Raw genomic sequence first — 25,634 nt, 5'->3', positions numbered from 1 at the left:
ACCCCCACGAATGTTCAAGAGGACTCCCATGCGTCTTATCCGCATGCTGTTGCTGCCGGTACTGGCTTTGACCACGCTTTCGGCCCACGCCGATGACAAGGACGTGGCGCGTCTGACCCAATTGCTGGAAAAATCCCAGACCCTGACCGCACGTTTCTCCCAGTTGACCCTCGATGGCAGCGGCACTCAATTGCAGGAAACGGCCGGGCAAATGTCCTTGCAGCGTCCGGGCCTGTTCTACTGGCACACCGACGCACCGCAAGAACAGCTGATGGTCTCCGATGGCAAGAAGGTTTCCCTGTGGGACCCGGACCTGGAGCAGGTCACCATCAAGAACCTCGACCAGCGTCTGACCCAGACCCCGGCGCTGCTGCTGTCCGGCGACGTGTCCAAGATCAGCCAGAGCTTCGACATCAGCGCCAAGGAAGCCGGCGGCGTGATCGACTTCACCTTGAAGCCGAAAACCAAGGACACCCTGTTCGACAGCCTGCGTCTGTCGTTCCGCAACGGCCTGGTCAATGACATGCAACTGATCGACAGCGTCGGTCAGCGCACCAACATCCTGTTCACCGGCGTGAAGGCCAACGAGCCGATCCCGGCGTCCAAGTTCAAGTTCGACATCCCCAAGGGTGCCGATGTGATCCAGGAGTAAGACGCAGAACCTGTGGGAACGGGCTTGTGGTGTCCAATTCCTAATTGATCGGCATCAGGACCCAGTGAGGTTTCATAAGTAGTGATGGACCTGTTTCGCAGTGCCCCGATAGCTCAGCCCTTGGCCGCCCGTTTGCGAGCGGCCAATCTGGACGAGTACGTCGGTCAGGAACACGTGCTCGCTCGCGGTAAGCCTTTGCGCGAAGCCCTGGAGCAGGGTGCCCTGCACTCGATGATTTTCTGGGGGCCGCCGGGCGTGGGCAAGACCACTCTGGCGCGGCTGCTGGCGGAAGTCTCGGATGCGCACTTCGAAACGGTTTCGGCGGTACTGGCCGGGGTCAAAGAGATTCGTCAGGCGGTGGAAATTGCCAAGCAGCAAGCCGGGCAGTACGGCAAGCGCACGATTTTGTTCGTCGACGAAGTGCACCGCTTCAACAAATCCCAGCAGGACGCGTTCCTGCCGTACGTCGAAGACGGCACGCTGATCTTCATTGGCGCGACCACGGAAAACCCCTCATTCGAACTCAATAATGCGTTGCTCTCCCGGGCTCGCGTCTACGTGCTCAAAAGTCTAGACGAAGCGGCCCTGCGCAAGCTGGTGCATCGCGCGCTGACCGAAGAGCGTGGACTGGGCAAACGGCAACTGACCCTCAGCGATGAAGGCTTCCAGATGCTGCTGTCGGCCGCCGATGGCGATGGCCGACGTTTGCTCAACCTGCTGGAAAACGCCTCGGACCTGGCCGAAGACAACAGCGAGATTGGCGTCGAGCTGCTGCAAAGCCTGCTGGGCGATACCCGCCGGCGTTTCGACAAGGGCGGCGAAGCGTTTTACGACCAGATTTCCGCGCTGCATAAATCGGTGCGTGGCTCCAACCCCGACGGTGCGTTGTACTGGTTCGCGCGCATGATCGATGGCGGCTGCGACCCGCTGTACCTGGCCCGGCGCGTGGTGCGCATGGCCAGCGAAGACATCGGCAACGCTGACCCGCGTGCCCTGAGCCTGTGCCTCGCTGCGTGGGAAGTGCAGGAGCGCCTCGGCAGCCCCGAAGGCGAATTGGCGGTGGCCCAGGCCATCACGTATCTGGCCTGTGCACCGAAAAGCAACGCGGTGTACATGGGCTTCAAAGCCGCGATGCGCAGCGCCACCGAACATGGTTCGCTGGAAGTGCCGCTGCACCTGCGTAATGCGCCGACTAAGCTGATGAAGCAACTGGGTTACGGTGACGAATACCGTTATGCCCACGATGAACCGGACGCCTACGCCGCTGGCGAAGATTACTTCCCGGAAGAACTTGAACCACAACCGTTCTACCAGCCTGTGCCCCGCGGCCTGGAGCTGAAGATCGGTGAGAAGCTCAACCACCTCGCGCAACTTGACCGACTCAGCCCCCGGCAGCGGAGAAAATAGTGATTCGTACGATTCTTGCGGTGTCCGTGGCCGGTATCGCTGGTACATTATTGCGTTTCGCCGCCAGCAACTGGGTCAGCGCCAATTGGCCCCGACACTTTTATACGGCGACGCTGGCCGTCAATCTGGTGGGCTGCCTGATCATCGGTGTGCTTTACGGGCTGTTTCTCACGCGCCCCGAAGTGCCGATCGAAATCCGCGCCGGCCTGATCGTCGGTTTTGTAGGCGGTCTGACGACCTTTTCATCCTTTTCACTGGATACGCTGCGCCTGCTGGAAACCGGGCAGGCACCGATAGCCTTCGGTTATCTGGCCATCAGCGTGTTCGGCGGGCTGTTCGCCACTTGGGCCGGCCTGTCCTTGACCAAACTTTGATAAACGAGAGACCGACATGCTCGATTCCAAACTGTTACGTGGCAACCTTCAGGACGTAGCGGACCGCCTGGCATCCCGTGGCTACACGCTGGATGTTGCGCGCATCGAAGCGCTGGAAGAACAGCGCAAGACCGTCCAGACCCGCACCGAAGCACTGCAGGCTGAACGTAATGCGCGCTCCAAATCCATCGGTCAGGCCAAGCAGCGTGGCGAAGACATCGCGCCGCTGATGGCCGACGTCGAGCGCATGGCGAACGAGTTGAGTGCCGGCAAAGTCGAGCTCGACGCGATCCAGACCGACCTGGACTCGATCCTGCTCGGCATCCCGAACCTGCCGCACGAGTCCGTGCCGATCGGTGACGACGAAGACGGCAACGTCGAAGTGCGTCGCTGGGGCACCCCGACTGCCTTCGATTTCCCGATTCAGGACCACGTGGCCCTGGGCGAGAAGTTCGGCTGGCTGGACTTCGAAACCGCCGCCAAGCTGTCCGGCGCCCGTTTCGCTCTGCTGCGCGGCCCGATCGCCCGTCTGCACCGTGCCCTGGCGCAGTTCATGATCAACCTGCACACCAGCGAACACGGCTACGAAGAGGCCTACACGCCTTATCTGGTTCAGGCGCCAGCGCTGCAAGGCACCGGTCAACTGCCGAAGTTCGAAGAAGACCTGTTCAAGATCGCTCGCGAAGGCGAAGCCGATCTGTACCTGATCCCGACCGCCGAAGTGTCGCTGACCAATATCGTGGCCGGCGAGATCGTCGATTCGAAACTGCTGCCGATCAAGTTCGTCGCGCATACGCCGTGCTTCCGTAGTGAAGCCGGCGCATCGGGTCGCGATACCCGCGGCATGATTCGTCAGCACCAGTTCGACAAGGTCGAAATGGTCCAGATCGTTGAGCCATCGACTTCGATGGCCGCGCTGGAAGGCCTGACCGCCAACGCCGAGAAAGTCCTGCAACTGCTGGAACTGCCTTACCGCACCATTGCGTTGTGCACCGGCGACATGGGCTTCAGCGCGGTCAAGACCTACGACCTGGAAGTGTGGATTCCGAGCCAGGACAAGTACCGCGAGATTTCCTCGTGCTCCAACTGTGGCGACTTCCAGGCCCGCCGTATGCAAGCGCGGTTCCGTAACCCGGAAACCGGCAAGCCTGAACTGGTCCACACCCTGAACGGCTCCGGTCTGGCGGTCGGTCGTACCCTGGTGGCCGTGCTGGAAAACTACCAGCAGGCCGACGGTTCGATCCGTGTGCCGGACGTATTGAAGCCGTACATGGGTGGCCTCGAGGTCATCGGCTAAATGGACTATCTGCCGCTGTTTCATAACCTTCGCGGCAGTCGTGTGTTGGTCGTCGGTGGGGGGGAGATTGCCTTGCGCAAATCCCGCCTGCTGGCCGAAGCCGGTGCGCTGCTGCGGGTGGTCGCGCCTGAAATCGAACCGCAACTGCGCGAATTGGTGGCCGGCAGCGGTGGCGAGTGCCTGTTGCGCGGTTATCTCGAAGCGGATCTGGATGGTTGCGGGCTGATCATTGCCGCCACCGACGACGAGCCGTTGAACGCGCAGGTCTCCGCCGATGCCCATCGGCGTTGCGTGCCGGTCAACGTGGTGGACGCGCCGGCCCTGTGCAGCGTGATCTTCCCGGCGATCGTCGACCGTTCGCCGTTGATCATTGCGGTATCCAGCGGCGGCGATGCGCCGGTGCTGGCACGGTTGATTCGCGCCAAACTGGAAACCTGGATTCCTTCCACCTACGGTCAACTGGCTGGTCTGGCGGCGCGTTTCCGCAGTCAGGTCAAACGTCTGTTTCCGGATGTGCAGCAGCGCCGGGCGTTCTGGGAAGATGTGTTTCAGGGCCCGATTGCCGATCGGCAACTGGCCGGGCAGGGCGCCGAAGCCGAGCGCTTGATGCTGGCGAAAATCAATGGCGAAGCGCCTGTCGCCACTGGCGAAGTCTATTTGGTGGGCGCAGGGCCGGGTGATCCTGACCTGTTGACCTTCCGCGCCTTGCGTCTGATGCAGCAAGCCGACGTGGTGCTGTACGACCGTTTGGTAGCGCCCGCAATCCTGGATTTGTGCCGTCGCGATGCCGAGCGCATTTATGTCGGCAAGCGTCGCGCCGATCATGCCGTGCCGCAGGATCAGATCAACCAGCAATTGGTGAATCTGGCCAAGCAGGGCAAGCGCGTGGTGCGGTTGAAGGGTGGCGATCCGTTCATCTTCGGTCGCGGCGGTGAAGAGATCGAAGAGCTGGCGGCCCATGGCATCCCGTTCCAGGTCGTGCCGGGGATCACGGCAGCCAGCGGTTGCGCGGCGTATGCCGGGATTCCGCTGACTCACCGCGATTACGCGCAGTCCGTGCGGTTCGTCACCGGCCACCTTAAGGACGGTTCTACCGATTTGCCGTGGGCCGACCTTGTTGCACCGGCGCAAACCCTGGTGTTTTACATGGGACTGGTGGGCTTGCCGATTATCTGCGAGCAACTGATCAAGCACGGTCGCGCGGCGGATACTCCAGCGGCGTTGATCCAGCAGGGCACCACGGTCAATCAGCGGGTATTTACCGGCACGCTGGCCGACCTGCCACGGCTGGTGGCGGAGCATGAGGTGCATGCGCCGACATTGGTGATCGTTGGGGAAGTGGTGCAACTGCGCGAGAAACTGGCGTGGTTTGAAGGGGCTCAGGCGCAAGTCTGAAGACCGAGTTGCTGCCTTCGCGAGCAAGCCCGCTCCCACATTTCGACCGAGTTCTATCTAAAGAATGCGGCTAAATGTGGGAGCGTACTCGCTCGCGAAGGGGCCCTCTAATTCAGTACGAGTTCCAGATCAGCCTTTGTTATTGCGCCAAACCCCTTTCCCTCTCAACCGCTCCCGATCATGGGCCGCGGTGAAATCCTGAGCCGGCCCTTTGGGCACAATACCCGTCGGATTGATGGTCTTGTGGCTGCCGTAGTAGTGATTCTTGATGTGCTCAAAATCCACCGTCTCGGCAATCCCTGGCCACTGATAAACCTCCCGCAGCCAGTTCGACAGGTTCGGATAATCGGCAATCCGCCGCAGGTTGCATTTGAAGTGCCCGTAGTACACCGCGTCGAAGCGAATCAGCGTGGTGAACAAGCGGATATCCGCTTCCGTCAGGTACTCGCCCGTCAGATAACGATTGGCGCCCAGCAGCTGTTCCAATCGATCCAGCTCTGCAAACAACTCATCGAACGCTTGTTCATAAGCCTTCTGCGATGTGGCAAACCCCGCACGGTACACGCCGTTGTTCACCGCCGGATAAATCCGCTCGTTCAACGCATCGATCTCGCCCCGCAACGGCGCCGGATAGAAGTCCAGGTCGTTGCCCGTCAACGCATCGAAGGCGCTGTTGAACATGCGGATGATCTCCGCCGACTCATTGTTGACGATGCGATTCTGCTGTTTGTCCCAGAGCACCGGCACGGTGACGCGGCCGGTGTAGTCGGCGGTATCGGCGGTGTAGCGCTGGTGCATGAAATTGAAGTGATCGAGCTTGTCGCCGGTGGAACCCAGGTTCTGGTCGAAGGTCCAGCCGTTTTCCAGCATCAGCCAGCTGACCACCGACACATCGATCAGGCTTTCGAGGCCTTTGAGTTTGCGCAGGATCAACGTGCGATGGGCCCACGGGCAGGCCAGGGACACATAGAGATGATAGCGACCGGCCTCGGCCGCAAAGCCACCGACACCGCTCGGGCCGGGTTTGCCGTCGACGGTCACCCAGTTGCGACGCTGCGCCTGTTCACGCTGGAATGCGCCGTCCTTGCTGCTTTCGTACCACTGGTCCTGCCAGCGACCTTCAACTAACAAACCCATTTCGAGACTCCTCAACCGATAAGCGTTGGAGAGGAGTCTATTCGGATAGGTTCGATAAAAAAGCGCAAAGGTTGGGCGGTTATGATCGGTTAAATCGATCTGTTCCGTGCGTCCCAATACTGTTGGGCGGTGTCGAAGGCTTGCTCACGGGTCTTGCCGAGGCCGCGCAAGGCCAGGGCCATGGTCGAGATCAGGGCCATTTGCGGGTAGCTGTCGACCACGTCGCCGCGCCACACGGCTTTCAAATGCTCGGGCTCGAGGCTGGCCGGTTTGACGTGGCGATGGCTCGACAGTTGCGGCCATTCCTCATCCCAGCTTTCGCCGCCGGTGGTGCCGTACAGATGACTGTCGGCGTCCGGATTGATCTCGATCTCGCCGCCATCGCCTTTCACCACGATCGCGGTGTCGCCAAGAAGGCCGCTGGCATCGCGGTGTACGGCTTGGTAACCCGGATGGAAAATACTTTGCAAGCCACATCGGGCGCCCAGCGGATTGAGTATCCGTGCCAGGGAATGGATCGGCGAGCGCAAGCCCAACGTATTGCGCAGGTCGATCATTCGTTGCAGCTGCGGCGCCCAATCGACCAGCGGCATAAACGCCAGGCCATTATCGAGCGCTGCGCCCACCTGTTGCCAGTTGCGGCACAACGGAATGTTCAACGCATCCAGCAGTTGCTCGCTGTACAGCCGGCCCGCCGTGTGTGCGCCGCCGCCATGCATGAAGACACGCACGCCGTTCTGCGCCAGGCACTTGGCCGCCAGCAGATACCACGGCAGATGACGCTTCTTGCCGGCATACGTCGGCCAGTCCAGATCGACGGCCAATGCCGGTGGGTTCAAGCGTTCACGCAAGGCTTCGGTGAATCCCGCCATTTCCTCAGCGCTTTCTTCCTTGTGGCGCAGCAGCATCAGGAACGCGCCGAGCTGGGTGTCCTCGACCTTGTCGTCGAGCACCATGCCCATGGCCTCGCGGGCTTCATCGCGGGTCAGGTCGCGGGCGCCGCGCTTGCCTTTGCCGAGGATGCGCACGAACTGGGCGAATGGGTGCTCGGCAGGCGTTTGGAGGGTCAGCGCTGGATAATCGGTCATAAGCAATTCGTCGGTTTGGGCAGGCCCGCCAGTTTCGCGGCGAGTTTGGCAGGGGTGCCTTTGAACAGTCGGTTCAGGTGCAGGCTGTTGCCTTTTTCCGGACCGAGTTTTAACGCGGTGTATTTGATCAGTGGACGAGTCGCCGGAGACAGCTGGAATTCGTCATAAAAACTACGCAGCAATTCGAGGATTTCCCAGTGTTCAGGGCTCAGCTCGATGTCTTCCGCCGCAGCCAGGGCGCTGGCCACCTCAGAGGACCAGTCGCTCAGTTCGACCAGAAAACCGTCCTTGTCCAGCTCGATGGCGCGAGCGCCGACCGTCAGGGATTTCATAGCCAGCTATTGACCTTGTCGTAGTGAATCGACAGCTCGACGAAGGCCGGGTAATCGATGGCCGTGGTCCAGTCTGGAGCGACCACTGCCCGGGCCTGAGCATCTTCGGCCAGCACGAACAGCTTCAAGTTGCGGTCCTTCAGCGCGCTGAACGGCGCGGTGCCAGGCTGCAACGCATAGACCGCGTCACCGGTCAGCAGCAGCGCATCGTCAGCGCCGATCACGCGCAGGCAACTGGTCAGGCGGTCGTCGCCGAACGGGGAATGAGACAACACATGCAAAGTCGACATCAGAGGGTGATCACCTGGTCGTAACGGTCAATAAGTGCGGTGATTTCATGGGCGGCCAGCACCTGGGCTTCTTCAAGCGACAATGTTTTCGGGTCCAGACCCCGTTCGGCCGCACTGTCGCCACAGACGAACAGGTCTTCGACACCAAACATCGGCAACGCTTGCAGGTTGGCGCTCAGGTCTTTCTGTTGCAGGGCCTTGGCGTCCTGTTTCGCGGCGAGCTGGAACACGCCGTCATCGAGAAACAGCAGGCCGATCGGCAGATCGAAGGCGCCGCCGGCCAGTACGATGTCCAGCGCTTCCCGGGCGTTCGGCCCGGACCAAGGTGCCTGGCGGCTGATGATCAATAAGGATCTGGGCATTTCACGCGCCTCCAAAACAGATCAGGCGGTCGGCATCCTGCACTGCATCATGCAACTGGCCCAGGCCGGACAATTCCCATGGAGCGCTGACTGCCACGGCTTCGCGCTGATAGCGCCCGGCTTCCTCTTCATTCAGCACGCCACGGCGCAGGGCGGCGGCGATACACACGACGCCATCGAGTTGATGCTCGGTGACAAAAGTGCGCCATTGCTTGGGCAAGTCCTGCTCATCCTGCGGCGTTACCACGCTACCGGAGGCGTTGTAGACGCCGTCCTGATAGAAAAACAGCCGGACAATCTCATGCCCGCCGGCCAGCGCGGCCTGGGCGAACAGCAAGGCACGGCGCGAGGAGGGCGCATGGGCGGCGGAAAACAGCGCGATGGCGAACTTCATGACGGACTCGATCAGCAAAACTGCGGCCATGATAATGCTTTATCGGCGGGGCAGCGAAGTGCGTTTGTTCGGAGACCGAGTCGCTGCCTTCGCGAGCAAGCCCGCTCCCACACTCGACCGAGTTCTTTCTGAAGAATGCGGTCAAATGTGGGAGCGGGCTTGCTCGCGAAAGCGGACTGTCAGGCGCCGCTCAGCGCGGCATGTACCCCAACTGCCAACGCCGCGGAATCTTCAGCGACAGCAGCCCCAACGCCCCGGCCAGCAGGCCACTGACAAACAACGCCTTGAGCCCCAGATGATGTTCCAGCACGGCGCCGAGTATTGCGCCGGCAAACATCCCGGTCCAAGGGATCAATTGCACGCGCCAGCCGTTGCGCCGCTCGCCGAGCATCCAGCGCCCAAGCCCGCGACCGAAGCGCGACAGCGCGCCAGTGACGTAGGTGAGGCCGACCGGCAGGCCGTTCACTTCTTCCACGGCGGCATTGAGCATGCCCATGGCGATGATCGCCGCCAGCAGCGCCGGCAATTGTTCTTCATAGGGCCAGGCCGCGGCACCGCAGAGCAGCGTGGCGATGCACAGCAGCAGGGGCAGCGCGCGGCGGCCGCCGAGACGGCTGACGACGATGCCCAGGGCGTTGCCGATGATGAACGTGGCCACGAGGATCGTCAGGCGCAGGGTCAGGCCCATATCGCCGTCGCTGATCGCCACGGCGAGGCGGGTGGTGTTGCCGCTCATGAACGAAACGAAATCGCCGCTGGCCATGAAACCGATGGCATCGGTCATGCCGGCGAGCACCGAAAGGCTGGCTACCAGCGACATGCCAATGCGCCCACGCCATTTCTGGGTGTGCAGATGGCCCGGACTGGCACGGGAAGTTGAGGCGGATGGCAACATCGGCGAAGTCGTCCTCAGGCAGCGACCGTCAGGGTCACTTACTCAAACCATATAACTCGCAATACTCCAGCCAGTCCATACCGGCCATTTCGGCCACTTCCTTGTGCACTTCCAGGCGCTGGGCCTGGTAGTCGTCGTCCGTTGCGGCGGTCAGTTGCAACGTCAGCTCCCAGGCAAACAGCCCGAGGCGCTCGGCTTCGGCTTCGAAGGCTTCATGCAGGCGTTCGTCGCGATACTGCGCGGCGGTCTCACCCTTGGCCTGAGCCAACAGCGGGTTGAGGTTGTCGAGTTCCTCGCGCAGTTGAGGGCGCTCATCGAGAAACCTCTTCAGCGCCTGTTCGTGTTGCTGTTCGGTTGCCGCCATGGTCGCTCCTTGAGGATGGGTTACGAAGACTGCTTCTTGCTGGCCTTGGCCGCTGCCGCCAGACACTCGAGGGCAAACTGCTCGGGATAAGTCATCTGGATCGGCGTGGTTTCGCCTTTGACGGTTCTTTCGCCGTCGAGGATGTAACGAATCCGCTTGTCGGTGACGCCGATTCGCTTGGCGATCCAGGAAGGCGTCTGACCGATCTGGCTGATCAGCTTGTCGGCGTATTCAGCGGTTGGTTTGTAAAACTCGGCATTGGGTGTCATGGGACTTCCAGAAAAAATGGGCGAAGCGGTGTTTATGGCGCGACAGGGTGCGCGAATCGTCACGCGGTGTCGCGGTATAAATGAAGTAAAGCAGAACGATACGCCGTGCCACGGTGATACAGTCCGCTTTTTCTTGATGAGCGAACGCAATGCGAATTCTGATAGTGGCGCTGGCCGCAACGTTGCTGGCGGGATGCGCGGGCTCGGCGATGAACGATGCTCGCACTGGAACGCCGTACAAAACCCTGACCTCGGACAAACCTGAAAAAGTCGTGGCGCAGTGCGTGCAGTTTTCCTGGCAGGACGAGGCGGTGTTCGGTGTCGACGCCGGGGCTTACCTGCAGCCGCGCGAGAAGGGCGGGACGACGGTTTACACGCGTTCGGCGGAGTCCTTTGTGGACGTGACCACCGATGCCTCGGGCACGGTGTTGAGCTATTACGCGCAGAAGGATGACTTTGTCGCCAAGCGCCGGTTGGCGGCGTTGGCGACCTGCCTCTGAGGCCAACGCAGTACCCTGTGGGAGCGGGCTTGCTCGCGAAGGCGGCGGGTGAGTCGACATCAATGTTGAATGAAAAACCGCTTTCGCGAGCAAGCCCGCTCCCACAGGTTTTGCGTCTTGATTATTAGGCCAGGCGCTTCTGGAAAAAGAAACGCTTATGCCCCGGCGGGTAGTCGACGATCTGGCCCAGTTCGCTGTAACCGAGCTTCTGGTAAAACCCCGGCGCCTGGAAGTCGAAGGTGTCGAGCCAGATCCCGATGTAACTCTTCTCCCGTGCCAGGTCTTCGGCCATTTTCATCAGTTTCGAACCCAGGCCTTGCCCCCGGGCCTGTTCCGGCACTGACAGCAGCTCAACGTATAACCATTGATAAAACACCCGGCCATACAGGCCGCCGAGAATCTGGTCATTGTCGTCGCGTACCAGCAAGGCCACTGGCTCCGGTACGGTGACGCCGGCCTTTGAGGCGTTATAGGCGCGTAACGGCAGGATAATCGCCTGGCGCTCTTCATCCGTGGGGTTTTGCGTCAGTTCGATTCGCAGGTTCATGGCAATGTCCTTATGGCGGTGAAGCCGCAGCCTATCTCGCTCGCCGCGTTTGATCCATCCCCTGAAGTGAAGCGGAACCGGCACCCGCGCGCAGATGTCTAGCCTCAAGAGCGTCATTTCAGAACGCGGCCTATGAGGATAGCCAGTGAATATTTTTGAAGCCTTGCGCGAAAGCCATGACCGCCAGCGTACCTATGCCGACGCGCTGATCCAGACCAGCGGCGACACTCCGGAACGGGTCGAAGCCTACAAGCAGCTCAAGTCCGAACTCCAGGCCCACGAAACCGCTGAAGAGCGGCATTTCTACATTCCGCTGATGGAGTTCGATAACGGCGTTGATCTCAGTCGTCATGCGATTGCCGAACATCACGAGATGGACGAAATGATGGAAGAACTGGACGAGACCGAGATGTCCAGCCCGGCCTGGCTGGCGACTGCGAAGAAGCTGTCTGAAAAGGTCCATCACCATCTCGAAGAGGAAGAGCAGAAGTTCTTCCAGATGGCCGGCAAGCTGCTCGACGACAAACAGAAAGAGACGCTCGCGGGGCAGTATGTGAAGGAGTACAAGGCGCAGCTTTCTTGACGGCGTTTTCGCCTAACATGTAAGCCTTCTAACGAAAAAAGGAACGCGTTGTCATGTCGAACACAGCCGAACGGGTCAACATCCTCGAGTCCCAGGTGTTGTCCCACGACTGGTACTTGCTCAAGAAAATCACCTTCGATTACCAGCGCAACAACGGCGAATGGCAACGCCAGACCCGCGAGGTCTACGACCGCGGCAATGGCGCGGCGATTCTGCTGTTCAACCGTGAAAAGAAAACGGTCGTGCTGACCCGGCAGTTCAGGTTGCCGGTGTTCGTCAACGGCCACGACGGCCTGCTGATCGAAGTGGCGGCCGGGCTGCTCGATGGCGCGACGCCTGAAGAGCGCATCCGCGAAGAGGCGGAGGAGGAAACCGGCTATCGCGTGCACCATGTGCAGAAGGTTTTCGAGGCTTACATGAGCCCAGGCTCGGTGACCGAAAAACTGCACTTCTTCGTGGCTGAATATGACGCTGCTTCGAAGGTCGGTGACGGCGGTGGTCTGGAGGAAGAGACGGAAGAACTGGAAGTGCTGGAGTGGTCATTCGACGAGGCGCTTGCCGCGTTTTACCGCGGGGAGATCTGCGATGCGAAGACCATCATGTTGTTGCAGTATGCGGCGATGAAAGACCTTTTCATGGCGTAAGCCGTCCTGTAGCGAAGGGGCTTGTTGTGGCGGGGGGGCAAGCCCCCTCGCTACAAGGGTATTGCGCCTCAGGTCGCAAACAAATCACCCGTCCGGCTAACCCCCGACCACTCGCAGCCTTCCAGCGTCAGCAACAATTCCTTCGCCTCAAGCCCACCGGCAAACCCCGTCAATTTCCCTGAAGCGCCAATCACCCGATGACACGGCGCAACAATCGATATCGGGTTTTTGCCGTTCGCCGCACCCACCGCCCTGACTGCACTGGGATTGCCAATCTGTTCGGCAATCTGGCTGTAGCTGCGCGTCTGTCCGAACGGAATGGTCAGCAGCGCTTGCCAGACTTTCTTCTGAAAGTCCGTCCCGGAAAAATCCAGATCCAGGTCGAAACGGTTGCGTGTGCCGGCGAAGTATTCACTCAGTTGTAGGGCGGTGCGCACGAGAATCGGGTTGTCCGGGGCTTCGCTCATCGGGCCGAGGCGAACGCGACCGGGTTTGTCGTTTTCCCAGAGGATGGCCGCCAGTCGCGAACCGTTCGCCACCAGCTTCAGCTCGCCGACCGGCGACAACAGGGTCATGCAGGTGTAAGTCATGCCGGCGGACTCCCGGGAAGTGCGAAACAGAGGGCAAGCATACTGCCTCGGCGGGGAGGCGCAATACGCAATCCCAGCCATACTTCGTACTGCTCTTGGAGCGTTCTCTCTGTCTTCGTGCAGAGCCTAAAAACAAAAAGAGACCGACTCATGAAGTTCGAACCTTTTGCCAAATCGCTGATTGCAGCCTCATTGGCGCTTAGCTGCCTGATGGCTCATGCGGCCTCCGTGGCCCCGGTCGCGGCCGAAAACGGCATGGTGGTCACCGCCCAGCATTTGGCCACGCATGTGGGTGTCGATGTGCTCAAGAACGGCGGCAATGCCGTCGATGCCGCTGTTGCGGTGGGTTATGCGCTGGCGGTGGTGTATCCCGCAGCGGGCAACTTGGGCGGCGGCGGCTTCATGACCATTCAACTGGCGGACGGGCGCAAGACCTTCCTCGACTTCCGCGAAAAAGCACCGCTGGCCGCGACTGCCGACATGTACCTCGACAAAGAGGGCAACGTCATTCCTGAATTGAGTACCCGTGGCCACCTGGCCGTCGGCGTGCCGGGCACCGTGTCCGGCATGGAACTGGCCCTGCAGAAATACGGCACCAAACCGCGCAAGGAAGTGATCGCCCCGGCCATCAAGTTCGCTGAAGACGGTTTCGTACTGGAGCAGGGTGATGTCGAATTGCTGGAATACGCCACCGATGTGTTCAAGAAGGACATGCGCGATTCCGGCTCAATCTTCCTGAGCAACGGCGAGCCGATGCAAGTCGGGCAGAAACTGGTACAAAAAGACCTCGGCAAAACCTTGCGGGAAATCTCCGAGAAGGGCGCCGACGGTTTCTATAAAGGGTGGGTGGCCGATGCCATCGTCACCTCCAGTCAGGCCAACAAGGGCATCATCACCCAAGCCGACCTCGACAAATACAAGACCCGCGAACTGGCGCCGATTGAATGCGATTACCGTGGCTATCATGTGGTTTCGGCACCGCCACCCAGCTCCGGCGGCGTGGTGATCTGCGAGATCATGAACATTCTCGAAGGCTACCCGATGAAAGACCTGGGCTATCACTCGGCCCAAGGCATGCACTACCAGATCGAAGCGATGCGCCACGCCTACGTGGACCGCAACAGCTACCTGGGTGACCCGGATTTTGTGAAAAATCCGATCGCTCATCTGCTGGATAAAAACTACGCGACCAAGATCCGCGCCGCCATCGACCCGCAAAAGGCTGGTGTGTCCCGCGAGATCAAACCGGGTGTAGCGCCACACGAAGGCAGCAACACCACCCATTACTCCATCGTCGACAAATGGGGCAACGCGGTGTCGGTGACCTACACCCTCAACGACTGGTTCGGCGCCGGGGTCATGGCCAGCAAAACCGGGGTCATCCTCAACGATGAAATGGACGACTTCACCTCGAAAATCGGCGTGCCGAACATGTACGGTCTGGTGCAGGGCGAAGCCAACGCCATCGCGCCCGGCAAGGCACCGTTGTCGTCCATGAGTCCGACCATCGTCACCAAGGACGGCAAAGTCGTGATGGTCGTTGGCACCCCCGGCGGCAGTCGCATCATCACCGCCACCTTGCTGACTATGCTCAACGTGATCGACTACGGCATGAACATCCAGGAAGCGGTCGACGCCCCGCGTTTCCACCAGCAGTGGTTGCCGGAAGAGACCAACCTGGAAACCTTCACCACCAGCCCCGATACGGTGAAGATGCTCGAAAGCTGGGGGCACAAGTTTGCGGGACCGCAAGATGCCAACCACATCGCGGCGATACTGGTTGGCGCGCCGTCGTTGGAAGGCAAGCCGGTCGGCAAAAACCGCTTCTATGGCGCGAACGATCCGCGGCGTAATACCGGGTTGTCACTCGGTTATTGAAGGTTGTTTTTGATAGGGGACGGAGCTGTTTTTCGTCCCCCGATCCTCTGACTTTTCAAGGAAGGACTCATGACTACTGCACTGCTGATAATCGATGTCCAGCAAGCCTTGTGCACTGGCGAGTACGAATGCTTTGAGATCAAACGCGTCATCGACAACATCAATGCCTTGAGCGCCAAAGCCAGGGAAGCAGGCATTCCGGTCATCCTCATCCAGCACGAAGAAGAGGGTGACTTGTTGCAACACGGAGCCAAAGGTTGGCAATTGGCGGACGGACTGGAAACGTCACCCCAGGACCTGCGTGTGCGCAAAACCACACCGGACTCTTTTTATCAGACCCACCTGCGGCAACTGCTGCTAAAGCAAGAAGTCGACCGCTTGATCATCTGCGGTTTGCAAACCGACTACTGTATCAACGCAACCGTTCGCCAGGCCTTGTCACTGGGTTATGACGTGGTGCTCGCCGCCGACGCCCACTCCACGGTCGACAACGGCAACATGGCCGCCGACGACATCATTGCCGAGCACAATAAAAAGTTGGCGCGCCTCACCGGCGCGGTGTCCCGCATCGACGTCATTCCGACTAGCGAAATCCGTGTTAAACCCGACAGCGTCCGTTAACCAACAATAGTGTTTCATCGCTCACGATTCCCGCCGCGCTGCCGATTCTCTTCATGCCCCCTGCAAGCCCCGGTTTTTCATCGGGGCTCGATGGCGCGGGGGCGCGAAACCCGCTTGCCTCCCTGAATCGAAAATCGGACTGATCACAATGACCGGAGTCGTCATGAAACACCTGAAACTCGCCTGCCTGTTGCTGGCAACCACTGCGCTGTTTGGTTGCGCGACCAGCCGCTCGGTGGTGGGCATCGATACGCCTCAAGCCGCGAACGGCAATGGCCAGAAAGTCGCTATCACGGTGCTCGACGAGCGCCGCTTCGAACTCAAGCCTGACGTTCCCGAGATCCCGTCCCTCAAGGATGGCGAAATCACTGACAAAACCATCACCGAGCGTGCCATCGCCCGTAAACGCAACGGCTATGGCATGGGCCTGGGTGACGTGTTGTTGCCAGAAGGCACCAAGCTCAGTGACCTGATCGCCAAGAGCATCGCTGCAGCCTATGGCCAGAAGGGCTATCGCGTCGTCCAGAGCGGTGAAAAGACTGCTGATACCCAAGCCGTCACCGTCCACGTCATCGAATTCTGGTCCTGGATGTCGCCAGGTTTCCTCACCGTAGGCGTGAACAACAAGGTTCACCTGAAAGTGGAAACGGGCAACGCATCCCCGGTTGTCGAAATCGTGGGGCACAATCGTGAAGGCGTGCAGGTCGTTACCGAAAACGACTGGAAGGTAAGCACCCAACAAGGTTTGAAAACCATCACCGAGAAGATGGCAGAAAACCTCTAAGAAACACTCAACACAACGGGCACTCGCGAGGTGCCCGTTTTGCTTCAATCTGTCTGGTTACCTGGCACACCGCTTTCGCGAGCAAGCCCGCTCCCACATTTGTATGGGGTCGCTACGGATACCGGGCTGGACGCTTTTACCGCGCCTGTGGCATGGTCAAAAAAAATGACGGCCATGCAGTGGATAGGTTCAGAACAATGAAGGAGGGTGATGAAGTTGGCATCGAGACGTCGATGGCCACGCTGAAAGCGTTCAATCGTTGCGTGCTTCACCTCGGGCGCCTGGCTCGAGAGCGCGGGGCATCGCAATTCATCGCCGACGGCCTGCAGGCCTTCCGGGAACTGGTGCCCTTTGCGTCGGCCTGGTGGGGCGAGATGTCTACTTCAGACGCCAGCGCTCCCCCCAAAAGCTGGATGCACGGGCGGATCAATCTGCCTGAATCGTTTGCCGCCGAATGGCACATGAGTGCGGGCAGCGACAAATTCTCCCATGACACCTTGAGCCAGCCCGGTGAGGTCATCCGCGACAGCGGCTTTACCGACCCCCATGAAGCCGTGGATGCCTTCGCGCGGCGCCACGATCTCTATCACCCGATGTGCATCACCTTCGAGTTGCCCGAAAGCGGTTTGATGTTCTTCGTCTGCCTGTACCGTGGCGTCGATGCAGTGGCTTTCAGCGATAGCGAAGCCGGTTTGTTTTCGGCGTTCTGCGACCACCTGTTGCAGCTATGGCGCTTTCAAGTGCAAGACATGATCCGCTTCGATACCGGCAGCGGCGCGACGGACTTTGGTGTTGCGCGGCTGGACGGCAGTCTGCTGTACGTGGGGGCCGGGCTGTGCGCAGTCATTCAGCGTGAGTTGCCCGGATGGAGCGGTTCAATGCTGCCCGCGGAGGTGATCGCGCAACTGTCAATGGCGCCCTGCGTCATGCGCCTGGGACGCTGTGCACTGACCCTGAGTCCCAACGCCGAGCATGTCATCCTGTCACTGGAGACACAGTCCCGGGGGGCCGTGCTTGCACCACGGGAACGGACGGCGGCCATGCTGTTCGCCGCTGGCCACTCCTATAAAGAGATTGCCAAGATCCTCACGTTGAGCCCCGCCACTGTGCGCACTTACCTGCGCAACTGCTACTTGCAGCTCGGTGTGAAGAGCAAGGTGGAACTCGGTTCTGCTCTACGTTCGCCCGCGCCATTGGCCGACGCAACGCGCCGCGATTAAGCCTGAAAAACTGTCCGACCCTCCTCATTTGCGGAGGTCCGTAGTGATGCGGCGCTCTATATCGTGTGCCCTGCATATCAGGGGTTGCACGGCAGTCTGTTCGGGCCACTTCCAAAACTATAAAAACAGAGGTGAGGCAGTTGAAACTTTCCAGGCTATTTATCGCCGTTGCCACGACAACGGCCTTTTCCAGCATGGCGCTGGTGGGGTGTCAGACACACATCTCGACACCCGCCGACATGGTGATGCGCAACGGTTATGTGTACACCGTCGACGGCCAGGACTCCGTGCAGCAGGCGATCGCCGTCACGGGCGGGAAGATCGTCTATGTGGGCAGCGATGAAGGGGTGGCTTCGTACATCGGCACGCAGACTCAGTTGATCGATCTGGCAGGGCGCATGTTGATGCCGGGCTTTATCGACGCGCACATGCATCCGGGGGATGGCGGCCGCGCCATGACGTTGTGTGACCTGAAGTACCAGACGATGACCCGCAAGGTTTTCCAGGAAACCATTCAGGCGTGCCTGGATGCCGACAAGGATAAGGGCCCCGATGTCTGGCTCGAAGTGGGCAGCTGGGACCGCATGGGCATGACCGGACTCGACGGTGATCCTGACAAATCGACGCTGGACGCGCTCAAGACCAAGCGCCCGATTCAGGTCCGTTCCACTGATTTCCATACCGTGCTGACCAACTCTCGCGGCTTGGAAGTCGCCGGCATCAACAAGCACACGGCCAATCCGAGTGATGGCAAGTACATACGCGACAGCGCCGGCAACCCGACGGGCATCGGCGAAGACGGTGCGGCCGACGCCATGGCCGCCGTGGTGCCGCCGGCCACCGACGCCGAGAAACTCAACCAGTCCCGCGCGGCGCTTGATGCCATGCGCCAGCAAGGCATCACCAGCTTCTTCGATGCCTTGTCGGGCCCGGAGAATGGCAAAGCGTTCACCACCCTGCAGCAATCGGGCGAGCTGACTGCCCGGGCCTTGCTGGCGATCAAGCTGGACCCTGGCGCCGCCGCAGCCGACCCGGCGAAGACCATCGCCGAGGCCAAGGCATTGGCCGACACCTACGACCAGGGCGAAGCGAAAGTCGCGCCGGGGGTGAGCATGCGCCACGTCAAGTTGTTCATGGATGGCATCATCAACGCGCCGGCCGACACAGGCGCCATGTTGACCCCGTACTTGCACAACACTGGAACCGAGGGTGCGCCCAAGTGGACACCTGGCAAGAATCGCGGTGAGCTTTACTTCCCGGCGCAAGTCCTTAATCCGTTGCTGAAGCAGGCGGCACTGGCGGGTCTCGACCCGCACCTTCACGCCACCGGAGACCGCGCGGTGCGTGATTCACTGAACGGCATCGAATACGTGCGTCAGCAACTTCCGGGTAACGGTTTTCGCCCGGCCATCACCCACGCCGAATCGGTGGACCCCGCCGACTATGCGCGCTTCAAGGCGCTGGACGTGACCGCCACCATGTCCTTCCAGTGGGCTCAGCAGGCGCCGTCTACGGTTGATGGCACCAACGAACATCTGGGGCCTGCGCGTTTTGCCCGCATGGAGCCCTCGGGCAGCATCAGCCGCGCGGGTGGCCGGGTTGCGTATGGCAGCGACTGGCCGGTGGATCCGCTCGACGAGTTCCTGGCGCTGAAGATCGGCGTCACCCGCTCGGGCGATCCGCTGAACCCGCACAGCTATGGCCCCAAATATGCAGGCAGGCTCAATGCCGACCCGGCGTTGTCGCGCTCTGATGTGCTGCGCACCATCACCATGAACGCCGCCGAGCAGCTGAAGCTGGACGCGGTCGTTGGCTCGGTCGAGGTGGGCAAGTTCGCTGACTTGATCGTCCTGGATAAAAACTTCATGCAGGTGCCCGAGGATGAACTGGCGCGCAATGATGTGCTGCTGACCGTGGTGGGCGGCAAGGTCGTGTGGGCCAAGGCGCCGTTTGTGGGGCTTGAACAACGAAAGGCGCACGTCGCGGCTACTGAACAACAATAAAAGCACTCAAAACGCGATCCATGTGGGAGCGGGCTTGCTCGCGAAGGCGGTTTATCATTCAACATTGATGTCGACTGACCCGCCGCTTTCGCGAGCAAGCCCGCTCCCACAGGTTCTGCGTCTTAACTGGCAATACCGTCTGCCCCCTCAGAAGAGAACACAACAATGACCAAGGTCAGCGATAGTCAGCAGCGAAGTCCCCTGATCGAGACTCGTTCGATCGATTACATTCCCGAGGCCGAGCGACATGGCAGCCTCTACAGCCAGTTCACCCTGTGGCTTGGCGCCAACCTGCAGATCACGGCGATTGTCACCGGGGCGCTGGCCGTGGTGCTGGGCGGCGATGTGTTCTGGTCACTCATTGGTTTGCTGATCGGCCAGGTGCTGGGCGGTGCGGTGGTTGCCCTGCACGCGGCGCAAGGGCCGAAGCTCGGGTTGCCGCAGATGATCTCCAGCCGTGTGCAGTTCGGCGTCTATGGCGCAGCCATCCCGATCGTGCTGGTGTGCCTGATGTACCTCGGTTTCAGCGCGACCGGTGCGGTCCTGTCCGGGCAGGCGATTGCCCAGTTGATCCATGTCAGCGACAGCGCCGGCATTCTGATTTTCGCCTCATGCATCGCGTTTCTGACGATCTTCGGTTACCGGGTCATTCACCTGGTCGGCAAGGTCGCCAGCGTGTTGGGCATCATTGCCTTCGTCTATTTGTTTACCCGATTGATGACGCTCAACGACATTGGTCTGTTGCTGGAAAACCGCCATTTCGGTTGGAGTACTTTCCTGTTGGCAGTGTCGCTGTCCGCGTCCTGGCAGATCGCCTTTGGCCCGTATGTGGCTGACTACTCACGTTACCTGCCGAGCAAGACCTCGTCCTGGAAAACCTTCGCCGCCGTCGGCTTGGGAACGGTGCTGGGTGCCCAGGCTTCCATGGTGCTGGGGGTGTTCGCCGCGGCGCTGGCGGGCACCAACTTCCGCGGTCACGAAGTGGCGACCATCGTCGGGTTGGGCAGTACCGGCGTGATCGCTTCGCTGCTGTACTTGAGCGTGGTGTTCGGCAAGGTCACGGTGTCTACCCTCAATGCGTACGGCAGCTTCATGTGCGTGGCCACCATCATCAGTGGCTTCCGAAGTCGTCTGGAAATCACCGCCCGGCAGCGCATGCTGTTTGTGCTGGCGATAGTCGCGGCGTCCACCACGCTGGCGCTGCTGGGGCAGTACTCGTTCCTGAGCACCTTCAAGTACTTCATTCTGTTTCTGCTGACCTTCTTCACGCCGTGGAGCGCGATCAACCTGGTGGATTATTACTTCATCAACAAGGAGCGCTATGACATCCCGGCGCTGTCCGACCCGGCGGGTCGCTACGGTCGCTGGAACGTATTGGGGATCAGCGTGTATGTCATCGGCGTGTTGATCCAGTTGCCTTTTGTCGACACCCACTTTTACTCCGGGCCAATGGTCGCGCAGCTGGGCGGTGTGGATATTTCCTGGATCGTGGGGCTGGTGGTGCCGGGCATTCTCTATTACTGGCTGGCCAGGACTTCGGCGCTGACGGTGTCGGTGGAGCGGGATTCAAAGGCCTGAAGCCACTCACGCATTAACGTTCGGGGAGGTTCCAGCGCTCGCGAAAGTGCGCGTATTCCTCCTCGGGCAGTTGAATCAGTAGCGGGGCCTGGCGAGGGTCCAGCCAACTGAACAAACGCGCAATGTCCTCCTGATCCATGGCGGTGCAACCAAGCGTCGGGGAGGCGGGGTCGCGCCAGATGTGGAAGAAAATGCACGAGCCTGAGGCGGGGGAGGCGGGTGTGTTGTGTTCGATGAAAATGCCTTTTCGATACAGCACATCCATGCTGCGCATGTGTTCGGAGCTGTTCCAGTCCCTGGCTGTCGTCGACCCGTCGACCAGCTCGTTGTAGCGTTTGGAATGACTGTCATCCACGCATTCGGTGGTGGATGTCAGCGCCAGGTAAGGCAGTTTGGTGTCGGCTGTCGAGTCGAAGCCAAACGCCGTTCCAAGCTTGAATATCCCGGCTGGCGCGGCTCCATCACCTTCACGTTTGATCGGGCCTTCGCGTTGATCGACGGGGGTGGCACCCTTGCCCCAGGCCAGTCCACTTTTGCCCAACACCACCGGGAACGACGCTTCGTATTTGCGAAAGATTTTGCCCTGCCGTTCGTAGCGCTGGGCGGTCCCCTGGATGTCAGTCCAGCTTTTGCTGGTGACCACAATCAGCTGATTGCTGGTATCGAGAACGGCGCTGGACGCCAGCGGTGTAATGGGGAAATCCATGACGTTCTTCAACGTCTCATCCCGGGTGTATGTGAAGTGCCACCATTCGGCTGAGTAGCCGGTAAACCCCTCTTTTTCCATGGCACGGGTGAGCCGCTGACGATTTTCCCGGGCTGTCGCGTTGATCAACGCACTGTTCGTATGCGCCCGCTCATCGAAGCAATCGAAACCGGTGCCCATATCGAGTGCGCCGTCGCGCCAGCGCTGCCCATAGGGGGCGGTGCAGTCGGCCAGCGCCGCTGAGGGTGTCCAGGTGTCGGCCGGTAATGCCTGCGGACCTGTCAGGGTCAGGTCAACGGTGCTGCCTTTGGAGTGATTCGACACCCGTGCCACATAACCCAGGCGCCAGAAGTCCTGCTTGTTTACGCGCGGATAAAATCCAGCCTTGCGCGGGTCACCCGGTTCCGTGGCGAAGCGCCCCATATCCGCGACGGCTCGACTGGGGCGATAGCAATCAAACACCTTCAAACCATAGCCTTGGGAGCGCAGTGCGGTTTGCACGCGGGCGAGGGCCTGGGCGGCTTCCTGCGACAACAGGCACTCCGCGGCCGCGTAACCGTCGAGGGGGTGCCCGGTGAAGTTGTGGGCGCTGGCATAGCGAATGTCTTGCTCGATACTCGGATCGATCGTACGCACGTACACCATGTGTTCTGGCTTTGGTTCGGCGTCGGCGATGCTCAGGAATGGCATCAACAAGAACATGGGAATGATTTTGTAGAGAGGGCGCATGGCATGCTTCCAGGGAATGCGGGTGCTCAAACCGGATCGGTTGACAGTACAACAATGGGGCCGGGGCAATCCTGAAAAAGATTGCTAGGCTGTAATCCTTCCCCCGACTCAGCCCGATCAGTGGAGCACCTTCATGGCTATCCAGGCCCTTCGCGCCGACGCAACCCACATCGACACAATCGCCAACCTGTTCGACGCCTATCGTGGCTTCTACGGCCAGCCCTCGAATCTGCCGCAGTCCCGCGATTTCATTGCCGAGCGCATCGCCCGTGACGAGTCGGCGATCTTCTTCGCCCAGGACGCCAACGGCGAAGCGTTGGGTTTCGTCCAGTTGTACCCGACGTTCTCCTCCATCGATGCGAATCGAGCCTGGCTGCTCAGCGACCTGTTCACCACACCGGCCGCCAGAGGGCGAGGGGTCGGCACGCTGCTGATGAACACCGCCCGCGCCTTTGCGCTGTTGACCGGCGCCAAAGGCATGGTGCTGGAAACCGCTACGGACAACGACGGGGCGCAACGGTTGTATGAGTCACTGGGCTATGTGCGCGATACGGGTTACTACACCTATTGCCTCGATTTGAAACAAGGCTGAACCCGCGCCACCCTTATGTCAGCTCGCGCAGGAATGTTCCTTGAGCCTTGGCGCACGTGAGGATGCGGTAGCGGGTGCTGCGAGACACATCACGGTCTCCAAAGCGCTCATACACCCCTTGGAACACTTCGCGATTCAATGCCGGCTGCTCAAGCGCCAGGTAGCGTTCACAGCATTCGTTGTAGTGTTCAACCGAGATGAACCGCCTGAACCAGAAGCGATAGAAGTAGCCGAGCAGAAAGCCCAGGCTGAAATCGCGATCCAGCACCGAGTGCGCACAGCATTCGAAGTCGATCAGCCGCAGCCTGCCATCGGGGCCGATCAGGATGTTCTTGGGGTGGGGGTCCATGTGAACAAACCCTTCGGCGAGCATCTGCGCAAACAGGTGGAAGATCTCCATCAGCAGCGTTTGCGCGTGGTCGGGTTGAGCGATCAGTCGTTCATCGACGCTGCAATGATTGTCGAAAAAATTGACCAGCAAATATTCTTCTTTCAGAAAGGGAAAACGCCCGCGGTGACCGAATGCCGCCACTCTTGGCGACGCTTCCGACTTGCCGGACACAACGGACAGATTGATGAATTCGTTGGTCAGGTCATGCAGGCCGAACACGCGCTTGAGGCCCAGATAATTCTGCAGTTGTTTTTTCCAGTGTGTCAGTCGGTTGTGTTTCAACACCCATTTGCGCTGTCCCTCCAGCAAGAAAACACTGCGGGTTTCCTCAGGGATATCCAGCAACGTGTGCTGCCCAGGCTGGGCAAAAAACCGCTGAAGCACCGTAACCAGTTCGTTCTGATGCGGCGGATCGAAATGGAAGGTGACGTCAGCAATTTTTTGCTGATTCAGATGAGCAGTAAGGTGCCTGAGGTGACGCATGTGTTGCCCCTGTCAGTTATTTCCGGACTACAAACGGCGGCAAACGAGCACGACGCCTCGTCGTTATCGGCATGACTTTGCATTCCCTTACTGGCAGAGGCTATTTTTTGCTGACGCTTTCACTGGTGATACCAATTGGCCATCTCATCCGTTAAAGTGTGCGCCGCTCGAGAAACGGATCCCGGGCATTTTTCTCATGGAGTCAGTCAGTGAATTACCTCACTAAAGTTGTTGCCGTTGCCCTGTTCGGTCTGGTTTTGGCGGGTTGCACCGGTGCCCCGATGAACACCCAGCACTACGACAGCAACCAGTACACCGTCGTGGGCCACAGTGAAGCGAGCGCCACGGGCCTGTTGTTGTTTGGTGTCATCCCGATCCGCCAGAACAGCCGTTTTGTGCGTGCGCAGGACGCGGCGATCAAGGCCAAGGGCGGTGATGCCATGATCAACACTCAAGTGCAGGAAAACTGGTTCTGGGCCTGGGTCCTGACCGGCTACACCACCAAGGTCTCCGGTGATGTGGTCAAGCTGAAAAACATTCAGTAAGCACAGGCTGGCGAATGTGTGAAAAAGCCCGGTTCAACCGGGCTTTTTCGTCTCTGGCATTTGGCGGTTTGTGCGACCCGCGGTTCAAGGGCAGCCGTTTGTATTGCAACGTATCCGCCGCGCCGCCAGCTACCTTCACATACAAAACCGGGGGTTGTGCGACATTTGCACGATACATGGCGGCTTCTAAATGGCACCACCGCAAACGCGGCAAACCCTACAGAGCCTTACCGTGCGCAACAGGAGAAATCCAATGTCTCATAACAACACCCGAAAAGCCGCTGGCATGTTCGGCGTCGCCCTGGCCGCCGCACTCACCGCGTTCGCCGGCTTGTCTCAAGCTCAAGAAGTGAAGCCCGCCGAGGCGGCCCCTGCGTCGAAAAGCTGGCAGACAGGGATTCACCGCACCGACCTGGCGCGCCGGGATCTGGACGTCGCCGGACGTGAGGTGATTCAGGTCCGCGTTGATTTCGAACCGGGTGTCGCTTCGCCCAAGCACTCCCATCCAGGGGTGGAAATGGCCTATGTGATCGAGGGCACGTTTGAGTATCAGCTCGAAGGCCAGCCAACGGTCACGCTCAAGGCCGGCGAATCCTTGTACATCCCTGCCGGCACCGCGCATGTGGCGACCAATATCGGGAAAACCAAGGCGTCCGAGCTGGCGACCTACATCGTGAAGAAAGACACGCCGCTCGTCGTGATCCAGAAGTAATCGACGTGCCGACGGCCTGGCGAACCGCTGCGCCAGGCCGTCGGCAGGTACTGATGGGGTAGCCTTGCGGCAATAGTACATTTGCGTCCTGCCGCGTTTGCCCTTGGTTGAAATCGATCTAAAAATCCCGGCCCACGGTTTGAAGCTTTTGCTATCCTTCAACGTGTAGGTGAAGACGCAGACTGATGCGCAAGAGGATAGCGAGGACACGTGGGGCGACGTTCCGAAGGGTACACGGTTAGAAAGATCTCCGCGCTGAGATCCAGCCCTTA

General features: G+C 60.0%; 30 protein-coding genes. 17 read left to right on the top strand and 13 right to left on the bottom strand.

What is annotated here, in order from left to right:
• The first annotated feature begins 28 nt into the window (after window positions 1-28).
• The 5 genes from lolA to cysG all read left to right on the top strand — a co-directional run bounded on the left by lolA (window position 29) and on the right by cysG (window position 5,125).
• Complete coding sequence (gene lolA / locus ACA055_RS19050) at window positions 29-652, top strand: outer membrane lipoprotein periplasmic chaperone LolA (protein WP_059406617.1); 624 nt, start codon at window positions 29-31, stop codon at window positions 650-652.
• 84 nt (window positions 653-736) lie between these two features.
• A complete protein-coding gene (locus tag ACA055_RS19045) occupies window positions 737-2,059 on the top strand; it encodes a replication-associated recombination protein A (RefSeq protein ID WP_253405776.1) in 1,323 nt (440 codons plus the stop codon).
• On the top strand, window positions 2,059-2,433 hold the full coding sequence (crcB, locus tag ACA055_RS19040; RefSeq protein WP_497680069.1) for a fluoride efflux transporter CrcB: 375 nt from the start codon (window positions 2,059-2,061) through the stop codon (window positions 2,431-2,433). The genes ACA055_RS19045 and crcB overlap by 1 nt, the downstream gene beginning before the upstream one ends.
• Before the next feature lie 16 nt (window positions 2,434-2,449).
• The gene (gene serS / locus ACA055_RS19035; RefSeq protein ID WP_497680068.1) at window positions 2,450-3,730 is read left to right on the top strand and encodes a serine--tRNA ligase; all 1,281 of its coding nucleotides are present in this window, start codon (window positions 2,450-2,452) and stop codon (window positions 3,728-3,730) included.
• The gene (gene cysG, locus ACA055_RS19030; RefSeq protein ID WP_497680067.1) at window positions 3,731-5,125 is read left to right on the top strand and encodes a siroheme synthase CysG; all 1,395 of its coding nucleotides are present in this window, start codon (window positions 3,731-3,733) and stop codon (window positions 5,123-5,125) included.
• 129 nt (window positions 5,126-5,254) lie between these two features.
• Here the strand turns inward: cysG and ACA055_RS19025 are convergent, their stop codons facing one another.
• From ACA055_RS19025 to ACA055_RS18985, 9 genes are all read right to left on the bottom strand, one after another.
• The gene (locus ACA055_RS19025) at window positions 5,255-6,262 is read right to left on the bottom strand and encodes a glutathione S-transferase family protein (protein WP_497680066.1); all 1,008 of its coding nucleotides are present in this window, start codon (window positions 6,260-6,262) and stop codon (window positions 5,255-5,257) included.
• Window positions 6,263-6,351: 89 nt separating this feature from the next.
• Window positions 6,352-7,350 (bottom strand): glycosyl transferase family protein, encoded by a 999-nt coding sequence (locus tag ACA055_RS19020; RefSeq protein WP_497680065.1) that lies wholly within the window; start codon window positions 7,348-7,350, stop codon window positions 6,352-6,354.
• Window positions 7,347-7,682 carry a TusE/DsrC/DsvC family sulfur relay protein gene (locus ACA055_RS19015; RefSeq protein ID WP_497680064.1) on the bottom strand — a complete coding sequence of 112 codons (336 nt, stop codon included), beginning with the start codon at window positions 7,680-7,682 and terminating at the stop codon, window positions 7,347-7,349. The genes ACA055_RS19020 and ACA055_RS19015 overlap by 4 nt, the downstream gene beginning before the upstream one ends.
• A complete protein-coding gene (tusB, locus tag ACA055_RS19010) occupies window positions 7,679-7,972 on the bottom strand; it encodes a sulfurtransferase complex subunit TusB (protein ID WP_497680063.1) in 294 nt (97 codons plus the stop codon). Before tusB ends, ACA055_RS19015 begins: the two co-directional genes overlap by 4 nt.
• A complete protein-coding gene (tusC, locus tag ACA055_RS19005) occupies window positions 7,972-8,334 on the bottom strand; it encodes a sulfurtransferase complex subunit TusC (protein ID WP_497680062.1) in 363 nt (120 codons plus the stop codon). The genes tusB and tusC overlap by 1 nt, the downstream gene beginning before the upstream one ends.
• A 1-nt stretch (window position 8,335) precedes the next feature.
• A complete protein-coding gene (gene tusD, locus ACA055_RS19000) occupies window positions 8,336-8,728 on the bottom strand; it encodes a sulfurtransferase complex subunit TusD (RefSeq protein WP_497684450.1) in 393 nt (130 codons plus the stop codon).
• A 190-nt stretch (window positions 8,729-8,918) separates the two neighbouring features.
• Window positions 8,919-9,623, bottom strand: coding sequence for a YoaK family protein (locus ACA055_RS18995; protein WP_497680061.1), 705 nt, complete (start codon window positions 9,621-9,623; stop codon window positions 8,919-8,921).
• Window positions 9,624-9,657: 34 nt separating this feature from the next.
• Window positions 9,658-9,987, bottom strand: a complete 330-nt coding sequence (locus tag ACA055_RS18990) for a DUF6388 family protein (RefSeq protein WP_497680060.1) — start codon at window positions 9,985-9,987, stop codon at window positions 9,658-9,660.
• A 20-nt stretch (window positions 9,988-10,007) separates the two neighbouring features.
• Entirely contained in the window at window positions 10,008-10,256 is a 249-nt protein-coding gene (locus ACA055_RS18985; protein ID WP_150714095.1) for a hypothetical protein, read from the bottom strand.
• A 149-nt stretch (window positions 10,257-10,405) separates the two neighbouring features.
• Between ACA055_RS18985 and ACA055_RS18980 the strand changes: the two genes are divergently transcribed.
• The gene (locus tag ACA055_RS18980) at window positions 10,406-10,756 is read left to right on the top strand and encodes a hypothetical protein (RefSeq protein ID WP_497680059.1); all 351 of its coding nucleotides are present in this window, start codon (window positions 10,406-10,408) and stop codon (window positions 10,754-10,756) included.
• 124 nt (window positions 10,757-10,880) lie between these two features.
• Here ACA055_RS18980 and ACA055_RS18975 read toward each other — a convergent pair whose 3' ends face one another.
• Window positions 10,881-11,303: a GNAT family N-acetyltransferase gene (locus ACA055_RS18975; RefSeq protein ID WP_497680058.1), complete on the bottom strand. Its 423-nt coding sequence runs from the start codon at window positions 11,301-11,303 to the stop codon at window positions 10,881-10,883.
• Between the two features lie 145 nt (window positions 11,304-11,448).
• On the opposite strand from ACA055_RS18975, the gene ACA055_RS18970 reads away from it, so the two are divergent.
• A complete protein-coding gene (locus ACA055_RS18970; protein WP_497680057.1) occupies window positions 11,449-11,886 on the top strand; it encodes a hemerythrin domain-containing protein in 438 nt (145 codons plus the stop codon).
• Between the two features lie 53 nt (window positions 11,887-11,939).
• Window positions 11,940-12,530, top strand: a complete 591-nt coding sequence (locus tag ACA055_RS18965) for an NUDIX domain-containing protein (protein WP_497680056.1) — start codon at window positions 11,940-11,942, stop codon at window positions 12,528-12,530.
• A gap of 68 nt (window positions 12,531-12,598) precedes the next feature.
• Here ACA055_RS18965 and ACA055_RS18960 read toward each other — a convergent pair whose 3' ends face one another.
• Window positions 12,599-13,120 carry a methylated-DNA--[protein]-cysteine S-methyltransferase gene (locus tag ACA055_RS18960; RefSeq protein WP_497680055.1) on the bottom strand — a complete coding sequence of 174 codons (522 nt, stop codon included), beginning with the start codon at window positions 13,118-13,120 and terminating at the stop codon, window positions 12,599-12,601.
• A gap of 150 nt (window positions 13,121-13,270) precedes the next feature.
• Between ACA055_RS18960 and ggt the strand changes: the two genes are divergently transcribed.
• The 6 genes from ggt (at window position 13,271) to ACA055_RS18930 (ending at window position 21,204) form a co-directional block, all read left to right on the top strand.
• The gene (ggt, locus tag ACA055_RS18955) at window positions 13,271-14,998 is read left to right on the top strand and encodes a gamma-glutamyltransferase (protein ID WP_497680054.1); all 1,728 of its coding nucleotides are present in this window, start codon (window positions 13,271-13,273) and stop codon (window positions 14,996-14,998) included.
• Window positions 14,999-15,067: 69 nt separating this feature from the next.
• Window positions 15,068-15,619, top strand: coding sequence for a cysteine hydrolase family protein (locus ACA055_RS18950; RefSeq protein WP_497680053.1), 552 nt, complete (start codon window positions 15,068-15,070; stop codon window positions 15,617-15,619).
• Between the two features lie 163 nt (window positions 15,620-15,782).
• The gene (locus ACA055_RS18945; protein WP_497680052.1) at window positions 15,783-16,403 is read left to right on the top strand and encodes a YajG family lipoprotein; all 621 of its coding nucleotides are present in this window, start codon (window positions 15,783-15,785) and stop codon (window positions 16,401-16,403) included.
• A 197-nt stretch (window positions 16,404-16,600) separates the two neighbouring features.
• Window positions 16,601-17,623 (top strand): helix-turn-helix transcriptional regulator, encoded by a 1,023-nt coding sequence (locus tag ACA055_RS18940; RefSeq protein WP_497680051.1) that lies wholly within the window; start codon window positions 16,601-16,603, stop codon window positions 17,621-17,623.
• Window positions 17,624-17,763: 140 nt separating this feature from the next.
• On the top strand, window positions 17,764-19,626 hold the full coding sequence (locus ACA055_RS18935; protein ID WP_497680050.1) for an amidohydrolase: 1,863 nt from the start codon (window positions 17,764-17,766) through the stop codon (window positions 19,624-19,626).
• A gap of 165 nt (window positions 19,627-19,791) precedes the next feature.
• Window positions 19,792-21,204 (top strand): purine-cytosine permease family protein, encoded by a 1,413-nt coding sequence (locus tag ACA055_RS18930; protein WP_497680049.1) that lies wholly within the window; start codon window positions 19,792-19,794, stop codon window positions 21,202-21,204.
• Between the two features lie 13 nt (window positions 21,205-21,217).
• On the opposite strand, the gene ACA055_RS18925 is transcribed toward ACA055_RS18930, so the two are convergent.
• Window positions 21,218-22,639, bottom strand: a complete 1,422-nt coding sequence (locus tag ACA055_RS18925; RefSeq protein WP_497680048.1) for a M15 family metallopeptidase — start codon at window positions 22,637-22,639, stop codon at window positions 21,218-21,220.
• Between the two features lie 133 nt (window positions 22,640-22,772).
• On the opposite strand from ACA055_RS18925, the gene ACA055_RS18920 reads away from it, so the two are divergent.
• Complete coding sequence (locus tag ACA055_RS18920; RefSeq protein ID WP_497680047.1) at window positions 22,773-23,231, top strand: GNAT family N-acetyltransferase; 459 nt, start codon at window positions 22,773-22,775, stop codon at window positions 23,229-23,231.
• 13 nt (window positions 23,232-23,244) lie between these two features.
• Here ACA055_RS18920 and ACA055_RS18915 read toward each other — a convergent pair whose 3' ends face one another.
• Window positions 23,245-24,105 (bottom strand): phosphotransferase, encoded by an 861-nt coding sequence (locus ACA055_RS18915; protein ID WP_497680046.1) that lies wholly within the window; start codon window positions 24,103-24,105, stop codon window positions 23,245-23,247.
• A 209-nt stretch (window positions 24,106-24,314) separates the two neighbouring features.
• Between ACA055_RS18915 and ACA055_RS18910 the strand changes: the two genes are divergently transcribed.
• Window positions 24,315-24,650 carry a hypothetical protein gene (locus tag ACA055_RS18910; protein ID WP_497680045.1) on the top strand — a complete coding sequence of 112 codons (336 nt, stop codon included), beginning with the start codon at window positions 24,315-24,317 and terminating at the stop codon, window positions 24,648-24,650.
• Between the two features lie 253 nt (window positions 24,651-24,903).
• Window positions 24,904-25,362, top strand: coding sequence for a cupin domain-containing protein (locus tag ACA055_RS18905; protein ID WP_497680044.1), 459 nt, complete (start codon window positions 24,904-24,906; stop codon window positions 25,360-25,362).
• Window positions 25,363-25,634 lie beyond the last annotated feature (272 nt).

The sequence above is a fragment of the Pseudomonas sp. LBUM1657 genome (assembly GCF_059716075.1).
Note: the sequence above shows the minus strand (reverse complement) of the source record. Positions and strands in the feature narration are given on the sequence as shown.

Excerpts from the sequence above, each read along its gene's own strand:
- lolA (WP_059406617.1), top strand. The coding sequence starts at position 29 with ATGCGTCTTATCCGCATGCTGTTGCTGCCGGTACTGGCTTTGACCACG.
- ACA055_RS19045 (WP_253405776.1), top strand. The coding sequence starts at position 737 with ATGGACCTGTTTCGCAGTGCCCCGATAGCTCAGCCCTTGGCCGCCCGT.
- serS (WP_497680068.1), top strand. The coding sequence starts at position 2,450 with ATGCTCGATTCCAAACTGTTACGTGGCAACCTTCAGGACGTAGCGGAC.
- cysG (WP_497680067.1), top strand. The coding sequence starts at position 3,731 with ATGGACTATCTGCCGCTGTTTCATAACCTTCGCGGCAGTCGTGTGTTG.
- ACA055_RS19025 (WP_497680066.1), bottom strand. The coding sequence starts at position 6,262 with ATGGGTTTGTTAGTTGAAGGTCGCTGGCAGGACCAGTGGTACGAAAGC.
- ACA055_RS19020 (WP_497680065.1), bottom strand. The coding sequence starts at position 7,350 with ATGACCGATTATCCAGCGCTGACCCTCCAAACGCCTGCCGAGCACCCA.
- ACA055_RS19015 (WP_497680064.1), bottom strand. The coding sequence starts at position 7,682 with ATGAAATCCCTGACGGTCGGCGCTCGCGCCATCGAGCTGGACAAGGAC.
- tusB (WP_497680063.1), bottom strand. The coding sequence starts at position 7,972 with ATGTCGACTTTGCATGTGTTGTCTCATTCCCCGTTCGGCGACGACCGC.
- tusC (WP_497680062.1), bottom strand. The coding sequence starts at position 8,334 with ATGCCCAGATCCTTATTGATCATCAGCCGCCAGGCACCTTGGTCCGGG.
- tusD (WP_497684450.1), bottom strand. The coding sequence starts at position 8,728 with ATGAAGTTCGCCATCGCGCTGTTTTCCGCCGCCCATGCGCCCTCCTCG.
- ACA055_RS18995 (WP_497680061.1), bottom strand. The coding sequence starts at position 9,623 with ATGTTGCCATCCGCCTCAACTTCCCGTGCCAGTCCGGGCCATCTGCAC.
- ACA055_RS18990 (WP_497680060.1), bottom strand. The coding sequence starts at position 9,987 with ATGGCGGCAACCGAACAGCAACACGAACAGGCGCTGAAGAGGTTTCTC.
- ACA055_RS18985 (WP_150714095.1), bottom strand. The coding sequence starts at position 10,256 with ATGACACCCAATGCCGAGTTTTACAAACCAACCGCTGAATACGCCGAC.
- ACA055_RS18980 (WP_497680059.1), top strand. The coding sequence starts at position 10,406 with ATGCGAATTCTGATAGTGGCGCTGGCCGCAACGTTGCTGGCGGGATGC.
- ACA055_RS18975 (WP_497680058.1), bottom strand. The coding sequence starts at position 11,303 with ATGAACCTGCGAATCGAACTGACGCAAAACCCCACGGATGAAGAGCGC.
- ACA055_RS18965 (WP_497680056.1), top strand. The coding sequence starts at position 11,940 with ATGTCGAACACAGCCGAACGGGTCAACATCCTCGAGTCCCAGGTGTTG.
- ACA055_RS18960 (WP_497680055.1), bottom strand. The coding sequence starts at position 13,120 with ATGACTTACACCTGCATGACCCTGTTGTCGCCGGTCGGCGAGCTGAAG.
- ggt (WP_497680054.1), top strand. The coding sequence starts at position 13,271 with ATGAAGTTCGAACCTTTTGCCAAATCGCTGATTGCAGCCTCATTGGCG.
- ACA055_RS18950 (WP_497680053.1), top strand. The coding sequence starts at position 15,068 with ATGACTACTGCACTGCTGATAATCGATGTCCAGCAAGCCTTGTGCACT.
- ACA055_RS18945 (WP_497680052.1), top strand. The coding sequence starts at position 15,783 with ATGAAACACCTGAAACTCGCCTGCCTGTTGCTGGCAACCACTGCGCTG.
- ACA055_RS18940 (WP_497680051.1), top strand. The coding sequence starts at position 16,601 with ATGAAGGAGGGTGATGAAGTTGGCATCGAGACGTCGATGGCCACGCTG.
- ACA055_RS18930 (WP_497680049.1), top strand. The coding sequence starts at position 19,792 with ATGACCAAGGTCAGCGATAGTCAGCAGCGAAGTCCCCTGATCGAGACT.
- ACA055_RS18925 (WP_497680048.1), bottom strand. The coding sequence starts at position 22,639 with ATGCGCCCTCTCTACAAAATCATTCCCATGTTCTTGTTGATGCCATTC.
- ACA055_RS18920 (WP_497680047.1), top strand. The coding sequence starts at position 22,773 with ATGGCTATCCAGGCCCTTCGCGCCGACGCAACCCACATCGACACAATC.
- ACA055_RS18915 (WP_497680046.1), bottom strand. The coding sequence starts at position 24,105 with ATGCGTCACCTCAGGCACCTTACTGCTCATCTGAATCAGCAAAAAATT.
- ACA055_RS18905 (WP_497680044.1), top strand. The coding sequence starts at position 24,904 with ATGTCTCATAACAACACCCGAAAAGCCGCTGGCATGTTCGGCGTCGCC.